Annotated in this window: 14 protein-coding genes; 4 read left to right on the top strand and 10 right to left on the bottom strand. The window is 64.4% G+C overall.

All coding sequences use genetic code 11. The features are described 5' to 3' along the window. Positions 1–87 precede the first annotated feature (87 nt). Positions 88–1,395, top strand: a complete 1,308-nt coding sequence (locus JQ587_RS24390; RefSeq protein ID WP_212426963.1) for a GGDEF domain-containing protein — start codon at positions 88–90, stop codon at positions 1,393–1,395. Between the two features lie 15 nt (positions 1,396–1,410). Here JQ587_RS24390 and JQ587_RS24385 read toward each other — a convergent pair whose 3' ends face one another. Next, a complete protein-coding gene (locus tag JQ587_RS24385; protein ID WP_212427005.1) occupies positions 1,411–2,031 on the bottom strand; it encodes a TetR/AcrR family transcriptional regulator in 621 nt (206 codons plus the stop codon). A gap of 680 nt (positions 2,032–2,711) precedes the next feature. On the opposite strand from JQ587_RS24385, the gene JQ587_RS24380 reads away from it, so the two are divergent. Both JQ587_RS24380 and JQ587_RS24375 read left to right on the top strand, forming a co-directional pair. Beyond that, positions 2,712–6,116 (top strand): acyl-[ACP]--phospholipid O-acyltransferase, encoded by a 3,405-nt coding sequence (locus JQ587_RS24380; RefSeq protein WP_212299889.1) that lies wholly within the window; start codon positions 2,712–2,714, stop codon positions 6,114–6,116. Positions 6,117–6,121: 5 nt separating this feature from the next. After that, positions 6,122–6,823, top strand: coding sequence for an alpha/beta fold hydrolase (locus tag JQ587_RS24375; protein ID WP_212299890.1), 702 nt, complete (start codon positions 6,122–6,124; stop codon positions 6,821–6,823). Here the strand turns inward: JQ587_RS24375 and tcuB are convergent. Continuing rightward, positions 6,793–7,893 carry a tricarballylate utilization 4Fe-4S protein TcuB gene (gene tcuB / locus JQ587_RS24370; RefSeq protein WP_212299891.1) on the bottom strand — a complete coding sequence of 367 codons (1,101 nt, stop codon included), beginning with the start codon at positions 7,891–7,893 and terminating at the stop codon, positions 6,793–6,795. The two genes, JQ587_RS24375 and tcuB, sit on opposite strands and share 31 nt — an antisense overlap. Continuing rightward, positions 7,880–9,271 (bottom strand): FAD-dependent tricarballylate dehydrogenase TcuA, encoded by a 1,392-nt coding sequence (tcuA, locus tag JQ587_RS24365; protein WP_212299892.1) that lies wholly within the window; start codon positions 9,269–9,271, stop codon positions 7,880–7,882. Before tcuA ends, tcuB begins: the two co-directional genes overlap by 14 nt. A 157-nt stretch (positions 9,272–9,428) precedes the next feature. Between tcuA and JQ587_RS24360 the strand changes: the two genes are divergently transcribed. Next, a complete protein-coding gene (locus JQ587_RS24360) occupies positions 9,429–10,112 on the top strand; it encodes a GntR family transcriptional regulator (RefSeq protein WP_212426962.1) in 684 nt (227 codons plus the stop codon). Between the two features lie 4 nt (positions 10,113–10,116). Here JQ587_RS24360 and ybaK read toward each other — a convergent pair whose 3' ends face one another. From ybaK to JQ587_RS24325, 7 genes are all read right to left on the bottom strand, one after another. Further along, a complete protein-coding gene (ybaK, locus tag JQ587_RS24355) occupies positions 10,117–10,590 on the bottom strand; it encodes a Cys-tRNA(Pro) deacylase (RefSeq protein WP_212426961.1) in 474 nt (157 codons plus the stop codon). A 224-nt stretch (positions 10,591–10,814) separates the two neighbouring features. Then, positions 10,815–13,583, bottom strand: coding sequence for a formate dehydrogenase subunit alpha (fdhF, locus tag JQ587_RS24350; RefSeq protein WP_212426960.1), 2,769 nt, complete (start codon positions 13,581–13,583; stop codon positions 10,815–10,817). Further along, entirely contained in the window at positions 13,580–15,283 is a 1,704-nt protein-coding gene (locus tag JQ587_RS24345) for an NADH-ubiquinone oxidoreductase-F iron-sulfur binding region domain-containing protein (protein ID WP_212426959.1), read from the bottom strand. Before JQ587_RS24345 ends, fdhF begins: the two co-directional genes overlap by 4 nt. Positions 15,284–15,437: 154 nt before the next feature. Further along, complete coding sequence (locus tag JQ587_RS24340; protein WP_212426958.1) at positions 15,438–15,710, bottom strand: hypothetical protein; 273 nt, start codon at positions 15,708–15,710, stop codon at positions 15,438–15,440. A gap of 90 nt (positions 15,711–15,800) precedes the next feature. Continuing rightward, entirely contained in the window at positions 15,801–17,456 is a 1,656-nt protein-coding gene (locus JQ587_RS24335) for an OFA family MFS transporter (protein ID WP_212299898.1), read from the bottom strand. Positions 17,457–17,775: 319 nt separating this feature from the next. Beyond that, positions 17,776–18,039 carry a sulfurtransferase TusA family protein gene (locus JQ587_RS24330; RefSeq protein WP_212299899.1) on the bottom strand — a complete coding sequence of 88 codons (264 nt, stop codon included), beginning with the start codon at positions 18,037–18,039 and terminating at the stop codon, positions 17,776–17,778. Between the two features lie 45 nt (positions 18,040–18,084). Then, entirely contained in the window at positions 18,085–19,341 is a 1,257-nt protein-coding gene (locus JQ587_RS24325; protein ID WP_212426957.1) for a molybdopterin molybdotransferase MoeA, read from the bottom strand. Positions 19,342–19,349: the final 8 nt, after the last annotated feature.

The following is a 19,349-nucleotide window of genomic DNA, read 5'->3' as shown; positions in this document are numbered from 1 at the left end:
TTCAGGTCGAGTTAAGCAGCGTTCCCGTCTTATTCGCGTTATCAGCGGACCGCTCCGCTGGGGTCGTTGAGCGATTTGGGGAACGCAGTGTTTCGCAGAAAAGCAACGTCGGCGAGGGAACGCAGCTTCCTTCACGTGATCAAGCTCGTCTCGCCCTTCGTCATGGTCGTTGTGCTCCAGGCGACGATTGCCGGATTCAGCTTGGAAGTGATGTCGTCGGTTCGCGCCTATGTCGCAGGCGAGGCGATGTGGTCGCGCTCGCAGAAGAACGCCGTCTATTTTCTCAATCTCTATCTGCATTCGGGCGAAGCCAGCCAGTTCGCAGAGTACCAGACATCGCTCGCCGTTCCGATCGGTGACGAATATGCAAGATGCGCGCTTGAGCGCGATCCGGTCGACGTCGAGACCGCGCGCATCGGCTTTTTGCAGGGCGGGAACCACCCGGATGACGTGCCCGGCCTGATCTGGCTGTACCGCTATTTCAACCAGGTCAGCTTCTTCCGGGAAGCGATCCGGGAGTGGACTGCCACTGACCCGATGCTGCTGGAGCTCAGCGTCTTCGGCGAAGTCATCCGGAGTGAATTGAGGAACGGTCCGATTGGCGACAGCCACCGCCTGCAAACCCTGTCGTTGCGGCTCTCCGAGCTGAACCGGCAGTTCACGGGGCATGCCGAGCGGTTCTCGACCGTGCTGGGAGAAGGCTCCCGCGCCATCAAGCTGACGCTGACATGCCTGAACATCGCGACCGCCGCGAGCTTGATCCTGCTCCTGATCTGGCACACGCGACGATTGGTGCTGCAGCGGCAGGCGTTCGAGGATGCGCTGCATGCCGAAAAGGAGCGGCTCGCCTTCCAGGCCTCGCATGACTGGCTGACCGGTATCGCCAACCGGCGAGCCTTCGAGGCGCGCCTGCAGAGCGAGCTCGATAGTCGTGGTGAAGGCTCACTCAGCCTGATCCTGCTCGACCTCGACCAGTTCAAGAGCGTCAACGACAGTTGCGGCCATCTCGCCGGCGATCGGTTGCTGTGTCAGGTCGCGCAATTGCTGCAGCGGGACCGGCGAGCGCACGATCTGGTCGCCCGGCTCGGCGGCGACGAATTCGGACTGGTCCTGCCGCAATGCGCGCCCTACGACGCCGTCGATATCGCCGAGCGGTTGCGGCGGTCGCTCGAGCTGTTCAACTTCGCCTGGGACGACCGCTGCTTTGCGGTGACCGCCAGCATCGGCGTTGCCTGCATTGCCGACGGCAATACCACACTCGAGGAGGCGATGCGGTGGGCGGATGCCGCCTGCTATCGCGCCAAGGAAAAGGGACGCAACCGGGTTCAGGTCGACAACGGGAAACCGGACGTCGTTGTCGTCGCCACCAGGCCGCGCGAAGCTGCGCGCGCGTGACAGCGGCCGTCCCAGTTAGCGTGCCGGCAGGATGCCAAGACCCACGAGATGCGCGTCCAGGAACTGCGTGACTTGCTGACGCAGCATCTGCGGCGGCACGGCGACCATGCGCTCTTCGAGGCCCAGGGAGATGATCCCGTGCACTGCCGAGAACAGCGTGCGCGACAGCAGCGCGATCTTCACGTCATCCGCATCCGGTAGCACCCGCACCAGCGGCGGATGCATCAACGCGAAGGCATCCATCACCATCTGGAGGATGTCGTCGGGATAAGGACGATCGTCCTCCATCCGATGCTCGAACAGCGAGCGCAGCAGATTGGCGTGCTCGGCGAAGAAGTCGAGATAGGTCTCGGCCAGACCATAGAGCTGGCGGACCGGGTCCTCGGCCGGAACCCCGCCCAGCCGCATCGTCAGCGCCTGAACCGTCTCCCGATTGACCGTCAGGATCACCCCGTCGAAGTCGCCGAACTCGTTATAGACGCTGCCGACCGAACAGCCGGCGGCCTCGGCCACGTCCCGAACCTTCAACGATCTCAATCCCTTAGTTGCGATAATGCGACGGGCGATCTCCAGGATCTGGAGCCGGCGCCGATTTTTTTTCTGATCTCGCAGCGATTCTTCTTGAACATTGTTCATTTTCAAGCTACTCATTTGAACAATGTTCAAATTAACCTGGAGACCTGCAAAATGCAAACCCTTGCTGTTGATATCGCCTCCACCTTCATCGATGACGCTGCGGCTCTCGTGACCAGGCTCGGCCGCGCGCTGCTGCGGTTCGTCATGGCCCCGATCGATCGCATCGCAAATGCCTGCGACATTGCCGGCGTGCTCACCGAGCGGCGCGCGACCTTCCGGATGTGGCGGGCGAGCCGCGCCAGTGCCCGCCACGAGGGCCGCCGCTTCAGCCTGCTCGGCCGCTTGAACCCCTTTCGCCATCTCGCTCATCTCACCTGAGGAGAGGCGTCCACGCATGCGGGTCCATTCGAATGCGAGGGCCGGATGCAACAAAGGACTTACTATGTCAGGACATTCGTGGCCGACTTCGCTGATGTCAGAGATGCCGTTCAGCTTTTCCTTATCGCCCCCGGGCGATATCCCGGCAAGCGCGGCATTTCCGCCCGATACTGCGGCCGCGACGGGATATTTGCGAACCTAACGAGAGCACTTGGAGACCAACAGGATCGGAGGGACCGAGGGGGACACAGCAGGCCGGCGACCATCGTCACCTGCAAATCGCTCCTCCCATAGCCTTCCGGTCGTGACATTTCACCGACAAGGTAACAACCTCAGGCTGCCTTTCCAAAACAGGACTAGTCATGATCAGGGATTTGATGTCGTCACGCCGCTTTGCGCCGCTGTTCTGGGCGCAATTTTTCTCGGCGCTCAATGACAATGTGCTCAAGAACGCGCTCGTCATCATCCTGCTTTACAGTGCGGCGACAGGCCATGGCGATGCGCTGGTGACGGTGGCAGGCGCCGTCTTCATCTTTCCCTATTTCATCCTGTCAGGGCTTGGCGGGCAGCTCGCCGACAAATACGTCAAATCGGTCGTCGCACGGCGATTGAAATTCGCCGAGATCTTCGCGGCGGGCTTTGCCGCCGCCGGCTTTTTCCTGCACTCGGTGCCGCTGCTGTTCGCAGCGCTCGCATTGTTCGGCATCATCGCCGCCCTGTTCGGTCCCGTGAAATATTCCATGCTGCCGGACCAGCTCGCGCTCGGCGAGCTCGCGACCGGCAACGCACTGGTCGAAGGCGCAACCTTCATGGCGATCCTGCTCGGCACCGTCGCCGGCGGCCAGTTCGTGGCCGGCTCCGCCCATATGGGCTGGGTCGCATCGGCGGTCGTCGTGCTGGCCCTGCTGTCCTGGGCCTTTGCGTCCCGCATTCCTCAAACAACGCCGTCCGCATCTGATCTGCCCGTCGATGCCAATCCCTGGACCTCGACGCTCAGCCTGCTCAAGACGCTGCACGCGGATCACCGGCTGTGGGACGGCACCGTGATCGTCTCCTGGTTCTGGCTGGTCGGCGCCATCGTGCTGTCGCTACTGCCGGCGCTGGTCAAGGATGTCGTCGGCGGGACCGAGGGCGTGGTGACGCTGTGCCTTGCGATCTTCGCGATCGGCATCGCCATCGGCTCGCTGTTCGCGGCCAGCTTGAGCCACGTTCGGCCGAACCTCGCACTGGTGCCGATCGGCGCCATCATCATGGGCTGCGCCGGCCTTGATCTTGCCTGGGCCATCGCTGTGGCTACCAAGGGCCAGGACATCGCAGCGGTCGACTTTGCGACCTCTTTCGCCGGCTTGCGCATGCTGGTCGACTTCGTCGCTTTCGCCTTCGGCGGCGGCCTGTTCGTCGTTCCCTCCTTCGCCGCCGTGCAGGCCTGGTCGTTGCCAAATGAACGTGCCCGCATCATCGCCGCCGGCAACGTGCTGCAGGCCGCCTTCATGGTGGTCGGCTCGCTGTTCGTCGCGCTGCTGCAGGCAGGCGGATTGCATGTCGGCTGGATCTTCTTCGGCCTCGGCGTCGCCAGCTTCGGCGCGGTGTGGTTCGTCCTGACGAAGTGGGGCAAGGAAGGCGTCCGCGATTTCGGCGGACTGCTGTTCCGCGCGCTGTTCCGCACCGAAGTGCGCGGGCTCGAGAACCTGCCGCCTCCCGGCACCCGCATGCTGATCGCGCCGAACCATGTCAGCCTGATCGACGGCCCGTTGCTGCACGCCGTGCTGCCGATCGATGCGAGCTTCGCGGTCGATACCGGCATCTCCAAGGCCTGGTGGGCCAAGCCGTTCCTGCGCGTGGTCAAGCACTACACCATGGACCCGAGCAAGCCGCTGGCTGCGCGCGACCTGATCAAGCTGGTCGCTGCCGGCGAGCCGGTCGTGATCTTCCCGGAGGGACGCATCACCGTCTCCGGCTCGCTGATGAAGGTCTATGACGGCACCGCCATGATCGCCGACAAGGCCGATGCCGTCGTCGTGCCCGTTCGCATCGAAGGTGCGCAGCGCTCCCATCTCAGCTACCTCAACTCCAGCCAGATCAAGCGCTCCTGGTTTCCGCGGGTGACGGTCACGATCCTGCCCCCGGTCAAGCTGCCGATCGATGAATCACTCAAGGGCAAGGCGCGGCGCAACGCCGCCGGCGCCGCGCTCCAGGACGTGATGATCGATGCGATGGTCAAGAACGCCATGCTCGATCACTCGCTGTTCGAAGCGCTCGGCCACGCTTATCGCGACCGCGACACCGGTAAGGTCATCATCGAGGACGCACTCGGCACCAAGCTGACCTATCGCAAGCTGATCCTCGGCGCGCAGGTCCTGAGCCGCAAGCTCGAGACCGGCACCACGGCCGGCGAGAATGTCGGCGTGCTGCTGCCGAATTCCGCGGGCGTCGCCGTCGTCTTCATGGCGCTGCAAAGCATCGGCCGCGTTCCGGCGATGCTCAACTTCTCCGCCGGCCCGGTCAACGTGCTTGCCGCCATGAAGGCCGCGCAGGTCAAGACCGTGCTGACGTCGAAGGCTTTCATCGAGAAGGGCAAGCTCGACAAGCTGATGGCTGCGATCTCGGCCGAGGCCCGAATCGTCTATCTCGAGGACGTTCGCGCCTCGATCGGAGCAGTCGACAAGATCAAGGGCCTGCTCGCCGGCACCGCGCCGCGCGTCGCCCGCCAGGCCAACGATCCGGCGGTCGTGCTGTTCACGTCGGGCTCGGAAGGCACGCCCAAGGGCGTCGTGCTGTCCCATCGCAACATCCTCGCCAACGCGGCGCAGGCGCTGGCTCGGGTCGATGCCAACGCCGACGACAAGGTGTTCAACGTGCTCCCGGTGTTCCACTCGTTTGGCCTCACGGGCGGCATGATGATGCCGATCCTCGCGGGCATCCCGATCTACATGTACCCCTCGCCGTTGCACTACCGGATCGTGCCCGAGCTGATCTACCAGACCGGCGCCACGATCCTGTTCGGCACCGATACGTTCCTCACCGGCTATGCGCGCTCGGCCCATGCCTACGACTTCCGCACCCTGCGCCTGGTGATCGCCGGCGCGGAGGCGGTCAAGGACCGGACGCGCCAGGTGTTCATGGAGCGCTACGGCATCCGCATCCTCGAAGGCTATGGCGTCACCGAGACGGCGCCCGTGCTAGCGATGAACACGCCGATGGCCAACCGTCCCGGCACCGTCGGCCGCCTCTCGCCGCTGATGGAGAGCAAGCTCGACCCGGTCCCCGGCATCGAGGAAGGCGGACGCCTATCGGTGCGCGGACCGAACGTGATGCTCGGATATCTGCGGGCTGAAAATCCCGGCGTGCTCGAAGTGCTTCCCGAAGGTTGGCACGACACTGGCGACATCGTCGCGATCGACGCGGCCGGCTTCATCACCATCAAGGGCCGCGCCAAGCGCTTTGCCAAGATCGCGGGCGAAATGGTCTCGCTGTCGGCGGTCGAGAGCATCGCGACCACGCTGTGGCCGCAGGCCGCCTCGGTCGCCGTGTCGATCCCCGACCAGCGCAAGGGCGAACGCATCGTGCTGCTGACGACGGAGAAGAACGCCGAGCGCAGCGCGATGCAGGGCCAGGCCAAGGCGATCGGCGCGTCCGAGCTGACCGTACCTGCGGCCATCATGGTGGTCGACAAGGTGCCGCTGCTCGGCACCGGCAAGACCGACTATGTCACTGCGACGACGATGGCCCGCGAGCAGGCCTCCTCGCCGGAGCGCGAGGTCGCGTAAGAGAGATGCGCGAGGCGCCTGAAATGGACAGCGCGCGGTGGCCAGGAGTGGTTCTGCTTCATGGCATCGCGCGCACCTCCGCATCCCTTAAACACCTTGAGCGGGCGCTCCAGTCAGCCGGATTTGCAACGCTCAACATCGACTATGCGAGCCGCGAGAGGCCAATCGCCGTGCTCGCCGACGATATCCACCCGGCGATCGCCCGTTTCGCTGAACGTGACGCCCCGCTCCATTTCGTCGCGCATTCGATGGGCGGTCTCGTGACGCGCGCCTATATCGCCAAACACCGGCCGAACCGGCTTGGCGGCGTCGTGATGCTGGGCACGCCGAACGGCGGCAGCGAAGTCGCCGATCTCCTGAGCGGATCCCGGCTGTACCGCGTATTCTACGGGCCCGCCGGGCTCGAGCTCACAACTGCACTCCGATCGTGCGCCCCGGCCGCCGTGGACTATCCCGTCGGGGTGATCGCGGGAAATCGCTTCATCGATCCTGTCGCCGGCCTCTTCATTCTACCGAGGCCCAATGACGGACGAGTCACCGTGCAAAATGCAGTACTGGCCGGCATGACCGACCATATCGTCGTGAAGGCATCGCATACCGGACTTCCAAGCCACGCCACCGTGATCGCACAAACCATCGCTTTCCTGCGCGAGGGGCGCTTCCGGTCGGGTACCACTCACGCCGCCGGCCGCCGCTCCTGCGCGTAACGCACCAGCGCGGCGAAGCGATAGATGCCATGCACGAACTTGCCATAAGGCATGGTGATGAACAGTGCGAACACCGCCCCAAGATGCAGCGCCAGCAACGGCCCCATGGCGACGGTCCCGCGCAGGATCAGAAGCAGCATGCCGGTGAGGCCGGTCAGGAACAGCATGGCGATGAAGCCGACATCCATGCCGTAGCGGTTCTCGTCGAGCAGCGCCGGATCGCGGCGCGTTTTCGCGAGGAACAGGCCAATCGGACCAACGATGAGCCCGATGCCGCCGAGCGTGCCAAGCACCACAGGCAGATCCCACACCGGATATGGCGCCTCCCGGCCGAGCAGATAGTGGTACAGCGTGGCCACCGAGGTCGCGGCGAAGCACAGCAGGAAGCCGTAGAACGTCAAATGATGGAAAACTTTGCGCCGGTCGGTCGGCTTGTCGTCCTCATTGTAGCAGCCGACCCCACCGCCATGGAGATAGCGCAACTCACCGGCATCGCGGATCGCCTGAAAGATCGAACCGCCCTCGGCCCGTCCGCCGATCGGCGTCCCGATGTCACGCCAGAAGGCGCGCAGGCTCATACCCAGCGCGAGGATCGCGTAAAGAAAGGCGGCGCTGAACAGCGCCGCCATCGCGTTATGCGGCATCAACTTGTAGAACGCCCCGGCGCCGGTGTGCACACCGAATAGCGCGCTGTGGTCGTTCAGCGCGGCGAAGCCGAGGATGAAAGCGGCCATGCTGAGCGCTGCGATGACGCTGATGACGAGGCCGTTGCGCGTGAAAGCGCCGGACAGTGCCTGCGGCCAGGCATAGGCCGCATAGGATTCGGCGCGCGCGACCGCGAGCGTCTTGGGAACGTTGACGTTGAACTCATGGGGCGGTGAGAACTGGCAGTCGACGTAGCAGGCGCCGCAGGCATGACAGAGGTTGGCGAGATAGTTGAGATCGCCGTCGGAGAAGGCGCGCCGCATCTCCATCGCCGGGAACACCGCGCAAAGACCCTCGCAGTAGCGGCAGGAATTGCAGACCGTCATCAGACGATCGGCTTCGTTCAGGATTCTAGTTCCGTGCATGTTTCGCCGCTTCCCGTCCTGCGATCCGCCCGAACACGCTGCCGATGGTCATGCCCATGCCGGCCGCGTAGCCCTTGCCGAGCACGTTACCGGCCATGATCTCGCCGGCCGCAAACATGTTGCCTGACGGCTTGCCGTCAGCCATCAGCATCCGCGCCTCCTTGGTCACGCGCGTCCCGAGATAGGTGAAGGTGATGCCGGGCCGCACCGGATAGGCGAGATAAGGCGGCGTCTCGATTTTGCGCGCCCAGTGCGTCTTGGGCGGCGTGATGCCTTCGGTCACGCAATCGTCCAGGACGGTGTGATCGAAGGTACCGGGCCGCACTGCGGCGTTGAATTCGGTGATCGTGTTTTCCAGCGCGGCCGGTTCAAGCTCGAGCTTGCCGGCGAGCTCGGCAACCGTTCGCGCGGCGATCGGCGGGAACAGCGTCGGCATGAAGCTCGTGACCACGGTCGAATCGAAGATGATGTAGGCGATCTGGTCGGGCTGCGCCGCGACGAGCCGGCCCCAGATCGCGTAGCGCTTCGGCCAGAGGTCCTCGCCCTCGTCATAGAAGCGCTGAGCGTGCTTGTTGACGACGATGCCGAACACGACGGAGTCGTGGCGCGTGATGATACCGCCGTCGAATTTCGGCGCGCGTGCATCGATCGCGACCGCATGACACTGGGTGGGATCGCCGACCTCCTGCACGCCCTTGTCGAGCAACATCTTCAGGATCGAGCCGCGGTTATAGGGCGTGCCGCGGATCAGGAAATTGTCGGCCGCCTCGCCCCAATATTGCTTGAGCCATTCGATGTTGGCCTCGAAGCCTCCGGCCGCGGCCACCAGAGAGGTGGCGCGGATCTCGGTCTCGCCGTTGATCGGCCGCTTCAGGCGCGCGGCGAGGAACATGCCGTCCTCGATCACGAGGTCGGTGACCTCGGCGTCGTATGCGACATTGACACCGAGCTGTTCGGCGGTGAGATAGAGCGCGTTCAGCATCGCCCGGCCGCCACCGAGGAAGAACGAGTTGGTACGGCCGAGGCTCAGCGTGCCGCCGAGCGACGGCTGCCAGCGCACGCCCTGCTCCACGATCCAGTTCAGGATGTCCTTGGACTCCCGGATCATGTGGCGCGCAAGCACCTCGTCGGTCTGACCGCCGGTGACGCGCAGCAGGTCCTCCCAGAACTCCTCCTCGGTGTAGGGACCGGTCAGGATTTCGGTGGCAGCATCATGGGCGCAGCGCATGTTGCGGGTGTGGCGGGTGTTGCCGCCGCGATAGAATTTTGGCGCGCCTTCGAGCACGAGCACGGAGGCGCCGCCGCGGCGCGCAGCGATCGCCGCGCACAGTGCCGCGTTGCCGCCACCGATCACCAGCACGTCGTATTTGCTGCTCATACCGTCTGCCCGATGCGACGAAGTTAGAGCCATTCTGCCCGCCGGTGGCTCCGGTCAACCGCATCCATCATTGCGTACTTTTGTATACAAAGATATACAGTATTCGCGCAAGCGGCATCTCTGCATGAGCAGGATGCGCCCTGCGCGTCGAGGGACCATGGCAAGGCGCCCGGCAAAAGCAGGCGGATCGATCACGCGCGGCGCCGGCGTCGCGCTGGGCGAAGCCGTATTCCGCTCGCTTTGCGAGGCGCTTCAGGCTGGCAATTATCGCGCCGGCGATCGTCTCCGCGAGGAGGAAGTGGCGCAGCGGCTGAAGGTCAGCCGCACGCCGGTGCGCGAAGCGCTGGGGCGCCTCGCGGCACGCGGCTTCGTCGAGCCGGCCGGCGGGCGCGGGTTGATTGTCCGCAACCTCGACATATCCGAGGTACTCGAGCTCTACGCCATGCGCGAGATCATGGAGGGTGCGGCCGCACGGCTCGCTGCCGAACATGCTTCGGCGCCCGAGGTCGACGCACTCAGGGATATCGAGCAGGCCCTTGTCGAGGCGTCCGCGACCGACGCCGCCGAGATGGCGAAGCTCAACCGCACCTTTCATGAAGCGATCTGCCGCGCCGCGCGCAACCGTTATCTCGACAATGCCTCGCGCGAATTGCAGGACTGGATCGCCCTGCTCGGCCCGACCACTTTCACGATAACCGGCCGTCCCTCGACCAGCCACGGCGAGCACCAGGCCATCATCGACGCCATCGCCGCGCGCAACGGCGACAAGGCCGAACAGCTCGCGCGCGCGCATATTCGCGAGGCGCTGCGCTGCCGGCTGAAGCTGCTTCAGAAGCAGTAGGCGCTCACGCCAGCACGTCCGCGGCGACGGCTTTCGTGACGTCCTTCACATCGCTGGGCTTGAGCCGCACCTGCAAGCCGCGCTGGCCGCCATTGAGATAGACTAGATCATGCGCGAGTGCGCTCAGCTCGATCACAGTGCCGACCTTCCTGCGCTGCCCGAACGGGCTGATGCCGCCGACCTTGTAGCCGGTGAGGCGCTCGGCCTCGGGCGGCTTCATCATCTGCGCCGACTTGCCGCTGACGGCTGCGGCGAGCTTCTTCATCGAGACTTCCTGGTCGGAAGGAACGACGACGCAGACCGGCTTGCCGTCCACCAATGCCATCAGCGTCTTGAGGACGCGCGCGGGATCCTCACCGAGTGCAGCGGCGGCCTGCAGGCCGATGCTCTCGGCGTCGGGATCGTAGTCGTAGGTGTGAACGGTGAAGGCAACACCGGCGGCCGTGAGCGCGCGCGTGGCGGGAGTGACTTTGGACATGGGTCATGTCTACCACCGTCGTTGGCGCGAAGCGACACAGACGCCGCACACTCAGTCGTCGTCCCGGCGAAGGCCGGGACCCATAACCCCAGGGAGTAGTTTGGCGAATACTCGTCGTCCGGGAGTGCTGCCTCCCACAACCGATGGATTCCGCGGTGGGTCCCGGCCTTCGCCGGGACGACGACTGGGGATTACTCGGCCACCGTGACCACGGACTGCGAAGCCTACTCCGCCGCGTCCCGCATCTCCGCGCGTTCGGCCCTCGCCGCGCAGAACTTGAATTCCGGGATTTTTCCGAACGGATCGAGTGCCGGATTGGTCAACAGGTTCGCTGCCGCTTCCGCGTAGCAGAATGGCATGAACACCATGTTCTCCGGTACGTCGCGGTCGGAGCGGACCTTGACCTCGACCGCGCCGCGGCGGGTTTCGAGGCGAATGAAGTCGCCGGGCGCGAGCTGCTTCTTGCGCATGTCCTTCGGCGACATGAACGCAACCGCCTCCGGCTCGATCTGGTCGAGCACCTGCGCCCGGCGCGTCATCGAGCCGGTGTGCCAGTGCTCCAGCACGCGGCCGGTCGACAGCACCATCGGATATTCATCGTCCGGAATCTCGTCCGGCGGGATGACATGAGCCGGCACGATCTTGCCGCGGCCACTCGCGGTCGGGAAGCCCGTGGTGAAGATGATCTCATTGCCGGGCTTGTTGGGATCGTCGGCCGGATAGGTGACAGCGCCTTCGCGCACCAGCCGCTCCCAGCTGATGTTTTTGAGCGAGGGCATCAGCTCCGCCATCTCTGTGTAGACCTCGCCGGGACCGGAGTAGTTCCAGGGCAGGCCCATGCGCTTGCCGATCTCCTGGATGATCCAGAGATCCTGCCGCGCATCGCCGGGCGGCTTGATCACCTGACGCGCGAGCTGCACCCGGCGATCGGTGTTGGTGAACGAGCCGTCCTTCTCCGCGAAAGCCGAGGCCGGCAGGATGACATCGGCGTGGAACGCGGTCTCGGTGACGAAGAGATCCTGCACCACGAGATGATCGAGCATGGCGAGCGCCTGGCGCGCGTGCTGCAGATCGGGATCGGACATCGCGGGGTTCTCGCCCTCGATATACATGCCCTTGATCTCGCCAGCGTGGATCGCATTCATGATCTCGACCACGGTCAGGCCGCGGACGGGATCGAGATCCTGCTGCCAAAGCTTTTCGAAACTGCCGCGCAGATCGTCACGGCCGACCGGCTGGTAGTCCGGCAGGAACATCGGGATCAGGCCGGCGTCAGAGGCGCCCTGCACGTTGTTCTGGCCGCGCAGCGGATGCAGGCCTGTGCCGGGGCGTCCGACCTGGCCGGTGATCAGCGCCAGCGCAATCAGGCAGCGCGCATTGTCGGTCCCGTGGACGTGCTGGCTGATCCCCATACCCCAGAAGATGATCGAGGATTTGGCACGCGCATACGTACGCGCGACCTCGCGCAGCGTCTGCGCCGGGATGCCGCAGATCGCTTCCATCTTCTCCGGCGTGAACTCCTTGATCTTCTCCTTGAGGTCTTCGAAGCCCTCGGTGTAGCCGGCGATGTACTGGTCGTCAGTCAAGCCTTCGGTGATGATGGTGTTGATCATCGCGTTCAGCATGGCGACGTCGGAGCCCGGCTTGAACTGCAGATGCTTGGTCGCATGACGCGACAGCGTCTGCCGGCGCGGATCCATCACGAACAGCTTGGCGCCGTTCTGCTTGACCGCGTTCTTGATGAAGGTCGCGGCGACCGGATGGTTCACGGTCGGGTTGGCGCCGATCACGATGATGACCTCTGCGTCCATCGCGGCCGAGAACGGTGCCGACACCGCGCCCGAGCTCAGGCCCTCGAACAGCGCGGCGACTGACGAGGCATGGCACAGACGGGTGCAGTGGTCGACATTGTTCGAACCAAAGCCGGTGCGCACCAGCTTCTGGAACAGATAGGCCTCTTCGTTCGAGCCCTTGGCCGAGCCGAAGCCGGCCAACGCCTTCACGCCCTTCTCGTCGCGGATCCTGACGAGGCCCTTGGCGGCGATGTCGAGCGCTTCATCCCAGCTCGCTTCACGGAAATGGGTGAAGGGATTGGCGGGGTCGACCTGATCGTTGGAATCCTTCTTCGCATTCGGCAGCCGCACCAGCGGCTTGGTCAGGCGATGCGGATGGTGGATGTAGTCGAAGCCGAAGCGGCCCTTGACGCAAAGACGGTTGTGATTGGCGGGGCCGTCGCGGCCCTCGGCATAGATCACCTTCTCGTCCTTGACCTCGTAGGTCACCTGGCAGCCCACGCCGCAGAACGGGCAGAGCGAATCCACCTTCTTGTCGGCATAGGTGACGCGGGTCTGCTTGTCGTCGAGCATCACGGCCGGCATCAGCGCGCCGGTCGGGCATGCCTGCACGCACTCGCCGCAGGCGACGCATGTGGACTCGCCCATGGGATCGTCGAAGTCGAACACGATCTTGGCGCCGTGATTGCGGTAGGCCATGCCGATGACGTCGTTGACCTGAACCTCGCGGCAGGCACGCACGCAGAGGCCGCACTGAATGCAGGCATCGAGATTGACGCGCATCGCCGGATGGCTGGCGTCGGTCTCCCAGCGCTCGGCGGCGGGGAAGCGGCTCTCGGTGACGCCCGTTGTCTCGGCCCAATGCCAGAACTTCGAATCCGGATCGTGCGAGGTCTCGCGCGCCGGCTGGTCAGCGACCAGCAGCTCCATCACCATCTTCTGTGCGGAGACCGCGCGCGCGGATTCGGTCTTCACCTTCATGCCGACCGACGGCGTGCGTTTGCAGGAGGCGGCAAGTACACGTTCGCCCTCGATCTCGACCATGCAGGCGCGACAATTGCCGTCGGGGCGATAGTCCGGCGCGGGCGAATAGCACAGATGCGGGATCTCGCGGCCCTGACGTTTTGCGACTTGCCAGATCGTCTCGCCGGGTTTGGCCTCGACCTGCTTGCCGTCGAGCTCGAACGTAATTTTAGTCATTCGGCCGCGTCCTTGAACTCGTCAGGGAAATATTTGATCACGGAGGACAACGGATTCGATGCCGCCTGTCCGAGCCCGCAGATCGAGGCATCACGCATCGCCTGGCTCAATTCCTCCAGCAGCGCGCGGTTCCAGACCGGCTTCTGCATCAGCTGTGCCGCCTTCTGGGTTCCGACGCGGCACGGCGTACACTGGCCGCAGCTCTCATCCTCGAAGAACTTCATCAGGTTCAGCGCGGCGGCACGAACGCTGTCCTTCTGCGACAGGATCACGATCGCGGCCGAGCCGATGAAGCAGCCGTATTTCTCCAGCGTACCGAAATCGAGCGGGATGTCGTCCATCATGGCCGGCAGAATGCCGCCGGACGCGCCGCCCGGAAGATATGCATAGAACTGATGGCCGTCGGCCATGCCGCCGCAATATTCGTCGATCAACTCGCGTACGGTGATGCCCGCAGGCGCGAGTTTCATGCCGGGGTTCTTGACGCGGCCGGAGACCGAGAAGCTGCGCAGGCCATGGCGCTCGTGGCGGCCATTGCCCTTCCACCAGTCGGCGCCCTTCTCGATGATGTCGCGCACCCACCACAACGTCTCGATGTTGTTGATCAGCGTCGGCAGGCCGAACAGGCCGACCTGGAACGGATAAGGCGGCTTGTGCCGCGGCAGGCCGCGCTTGCCCTCGATGCTTTCGAGCAGCGAGGACTCTTCACCGCAGATATAGGCGCCGGCGCCGCGGCGCATGTGCAGCGTCGGGCCGCCCGCGGGAAGCTTCGCGATCTCCCGCTCGAGAATCTCGCGCGAAGCCGGATATTCGTCGCGCAGATAGATGTAAACGTCGGAGGCCTGCACCACATGCGCGCCGATCAGCATGCCCTCGATGAAACGGTGCGGATCGGTCTCGAGATAATAGCGATCCTTGAACGTGCCGGGTTCGCCTTCGTCGCCGTTGATCGCCATCAGCCGCGGACCGGGCTCACCGAGCACCGCGCGCCATTTGCGACCCGTCGGGAAGCCGGCGCCGCCGAGGCCGCGCAACGAGGCGTCATCGAGCCCCTTCAGCAGATCGTCCTTCGACAGTTCGCCGGAGCGCACACGCCCCAGCAGCTTGTAGCCGCCGCCGGCGACATAGGCGTCGTAGTCCATGTACTTGGGCAGATGCGCGTGGGTCTCGCCGGCCTTCGCCGCCGCCATCACGTTGGCGACGGTGGCATAGTCGACGAAATTGTGCCCGACTTCCGCGGCCGGCGCCGTATCGCAGCGGCCGACGCAGGGTGCGCGCACGACCCGGATGCCGGGACCGGACGCGCTCTGCAGATCCTCGAGCAGCTTCTCACCGCCGAGCATGGCGCAGGTGAGCGAGTCGCAAACGCGGATCGTCAGCGGCGCGACGTCAGGCTCGCCTTCCTTCACCACATCGAAATGCGCATAGAAGGTGGCGGTCTCGAACACTTCGGCAAAGGCAAGCTTCATCTCGTCGGCAAGCGCGGCGAGATGGGCGGCCGATATCCGGCGATACTTGTCCTGGATCAGGTGGAGATATTCGATCAGAAGATCGCGCCGCCGCGGGCGATCGCCGAGCAATTGCTCGATCTCATGCGAGGCGGTCGGGTCGACTTGGCGGCCCTTGGGCGTGGCCTTGGCTCGCTTCCGTCCCTCGCCCGGATGCTCGAACGAGCGGACCTCATGCACGTCGTGGCTCATCGATCGTCTCGTAAACCTTCTTTAGAACACGTCCAACCCTAACCTTTGGCATACCAGATGCCAAGAGAATTTCGTCGTTTAGATAAGCATTTAAGGGGCATGCGGCCAACGAGCCCCATGCCCTTCACCCCAAACTCTTCGCGGGAACCTGGACTCAGCTCTTGTTCATGCACTCTTCGATGTAGAACCAGCGGTCATCGCCGGTCAGGCCCTTAGATTTCACCTCGCCGCGGCAGGCCTTGAGCTTCGGCTTGTTGGCCGACCACTTGGCCTTCATGTCCTTGAGCTTCTGCATCGTGAGCTTGATCTTGCCCGGCTTGGCTTCGGTCGCCGCGGCCGGGGCAGGCGCCGCCGCGGTCTGCGCGGACGCGACATGAACGCTTGCAGCCAGCAGCATGGCGGCAAGGCAGATTCGGGTACGAAGCATAGGAATCCCCCTAGGTCCCATTCTCAATCATTTTGTCAGGCAAGCACCGCGGGTGGCTGGTGTCGGCCTCCCGCGGTGGTGGGATTGCGATCAGAAGATCTTGACGGCACTCTCCAACGTCTTCCAGACGCCCCAGGCCAGGGGAACGCCGACGAAGGCCCAGAACAATGCCGCCTTGGCGTCCAGGCCGCCCCTGCCGATGCCGAACGAGCCGTGCTGGATCGCCGCTTCGCTCTTTGCGCTGGCCGCCTGCAAGCGGGCGACTTCCTCGTGGCTCATGTTCCACTTGGGATCGACGGGCTTGATCAGATAGTTGCAGATCAGGCCGGCAATCAGCATGGCGCAGAGGATGTACATGGTCGTGTTGTAGAGTTGATCACGCGGCACACCGGCGGCGAGTTGGAACTCTCGGATGTAGTTCACCACCACAGGACCGATGATGCCTGCGGTCGACCACGCCGTCAGCAGCCGGCCATGGATGGCACCGACGAACTGGGTGCCGAACATGTCGGCGAGATAGGCCGGCACGGTCGCGAAGCCGCCACCATACATCGACAGGATGATGCCGAAGCCGACCACGAACAGCAGCTTCGAGCCCATCGCCGCAAAGGTCGGCGCGAGTGCGTAGAGCGCGATGCCGAGCAGGAAGAACGTGTAGTAGGTGTTCTTGCGGCCGAGATAGTCCGACAGCGAGGCCCAGAAGAACCGGCCGGCGATGTTGAACAGCGATAGCAGACCGGCAAAGCCCGCCGCGATGCCAGCGATGACGGTCTTCTGCTCAGTCGAGAGCTGGCTGAAAGTCAGATCGGGCAGACCGATCAGCTTGCCGGCAAAGATCTCCTGCAACATCGGCGAGGCCATGCCGATCACGCCGATGCCGGCCGACACGTTGAGGCAGAGCACCCACCAGATCAACCAGAACTGCGGCGTCTTGTGCGCGTTGTCGAGATGCACATGGTGCTCGGTGATCATCGACTTCTTTTCGCTCGGTGGCGTCCAGCCCTCGGGCTGCCAGCCGACCGGGATCACGCGATAGGCAAACGCGCCGATCATCATGAAGACGAAGTAGATGACGCCCATCGCGACGAACGTCTCCCAGACGCCGACTGAGGTCGGCGTCTTGAAATAGTTGATCAGCAGGTTGGCGAGTGGCGCACCGATCATCGCGCCGCCGCCGAAGCCCATGATGGCCATGCCGGTCGCCATGCCGCGACGGTCGGGGAACCATTTCACCAGCGTCGACACCGGCGAGATGTAGCCGAGGCCGAGGCCGACACCGCCGATCACGCCGCAGCCAAGCCACATGATCCAGAGCTGGTGGACATAGACGCCGAACGCGCCAATCAAAAGACCGCCGCCCCAGCAGCAGGCGGCGACGGCACCGGCCTTGCGCGGCCCGGCGCGCTCGAGCCAGCCGCCCCAGATCGCGGCGGAGACGCCGAGCAACACGAAGAACAGGGTGTACATCCACCCCAGGCTCGCGACCTTCCAGTCGCAAGTCGTGGTGAACAGCTCCTGCCACAGCGACATGTCGGGGCACGCCTTGCTCTGCGTGATGCCGATCGCACGCGACAACGGCAGCCAGAACACCGAGAAGCCATAGGCCATGCCGATGCAGAGATGGATGCAGAGCGCGGCCGGCGGCACCAGCCAGCGATTGAAGCCGGCCTTCGCAACCGTATGTTCGCGATCGAAAAGTCCCGCGCCAGCGCCTGAAATGCTTCCAGCGCCTTCGATAGTCGTCATGCACCCCTCCCCCTGCAGTCGCCCTTCTGAGCGAGACTGCCGCTACGATCGTGTACCTCAGCCCCTTGCGGCACAGCGATTGTCCCTGCTGCCCCGCACAATCACCCGACACGCGCCAGATCCGTCACGCGTGTCTGAAAAGTTAACCCCTCGAACGAGGGTCTATGCCCGATACGATTTGCAGGCTTCGTGCGCGGCCCGCTGCCCCGCGTATCGCGGACAAGACTCAACCTCCGCGCCTGCGCACGCAAAGTCAATTGGGGCAGAAGCCTCGATCGATGTCGATAGTTAAATGGTCGGTATCCGCGCGGTAACGCGCTCAAGAACGCAGCGCAGCATTGGCGCTGTCTATCGAGCCATTCGCTTTTTCTATCAAGAACACGATGCGCGCGTCGTTGCGCTCGGTGATCTCCACCGTATCGCCGGTCTCGCGGATCAGGTTCGGAATGTCAATCACCGACAAGGGATCAGTGCAGTACACTTCGAGCTGATCGCCCGGCTGCAATGGTTTCAACGCCTTGCGTGTTTTCAAGGCTGGGAGCGGGCATTTCAGCCCGGTGAGGTCGAGCGTCGTTCGGGTCATGACCGCAACATGGCGGGAGGGATCGCGGACGTCAACGCAAGGGCTTCAGAGCAGACCCGCGTAGGACAGGAAACCTACGCTCTCGCCTGGCTCGACGCGCGTGACGCCTTCACCCAGTTCAATCAGGCCGTCAGTCTCCACCAACGATGACAGCAACCCGGCGCCTTCGCGCGGAAACTTGACGGCTTCCAGCGCGCCGTCCTGCGCGCGCCGCAAGGAGACGCGCACATATTCGCGACGGCCCGGCTTCTTCTTGTAGCTGAACGCCGCGCGCAGCGGGATCGGCAACAGTGGTTCCGGCAAACTGCCGGCGAGCGCCAGCACCGTCGGCCGCACCACATGAACGAATGTGACGAAACTCGCGACGGGATTGCCAGGCAATCCGACCAGCGGTGTCCCGTCGATGATGCCCATCGCCACGGGCCGGCCAGGCTTGATCGCCATCCGCCACAGCACGAGTGAGCCGACGCTTTCGACCGCCGCCTTGACGTGGTCTTCCTCGCCGGTCGAGACGCCGCCGGTGGTCAGGATCAGATCATGGTGGCCCGCAACCTGCTTCAATCCGCTCGCGAGCGACGCACGCTCGTCGCGCAAGATGCCGAGATCGGAGACCTCGCAGCCGAGCCGCCGCAGCATCGCCATCAGCATGAAGCGGTTGGAATCGAACAGCTGCGAGGCCGCGCGCGGCTCACCTGGCGAGGCCAGTTCGTCGCCGGTCGAGAAGACGGCGACACGGATACGCCTGACGACATCAAGCCGGGTCAGACCGAAGGCGGCGGCAAGCGCAACATGCTGCGGCCGCAGCCGCTGGCCGGCGCGCAGAGCGACCTGCCCCAGCGGGATATCCTCTCCAGCCGGGCGCACATTGGCGCCTCGCTTCAGCCCGGGTGGCAGCACGACCTTGCCTGATTCGTCGATACGAACGTCTTCCTGCATGAAGACGGTCTCGGCGCCCGGCGGCATCGGCGCGCCCGTGAAGATACGCGCCGTATGGCCGGGCTTGATCGGCGCCTGCGCAAGGCCGCCAGCCTGGATGCGGCCATCGAGCGGGAATGCCTGTTCTGTTTTCCCGGGGAGGTCGGCATTGCCCACGGCGTAGCCGTCGACAGCCGAGTTGGTGAAAGGCGGCAGCGGCAGCGGCGCCACGATATCGTGTGCGAGCACGCGCCCGTCGGCCTCAACCAGCGCCACAGTCTCGATATCGGCAATCGCGCTGACGCGGGCCGCGATCAGGCCAACGGCCTCGTCGACCGACATCATCGGTCCGCCGAAGGCAAAACAATCATCCGATAGCTGCGCCATGGTGCCTC

This window comes from Bradyrhizobium manausense, from assembly GCF_018130615.1.
Lineage (GTDB): Bacteria > Pseudomonadota > Alphaproteobacteria > Rhizobiales > Xanthobacteraceae > Bradyrhizobium > Bradyrhizobium manausense_A.
Note: the sequence above shows the minus strand (reverse complement) of the source record. Positions and strands in the feature narration are given on the sequence as shown.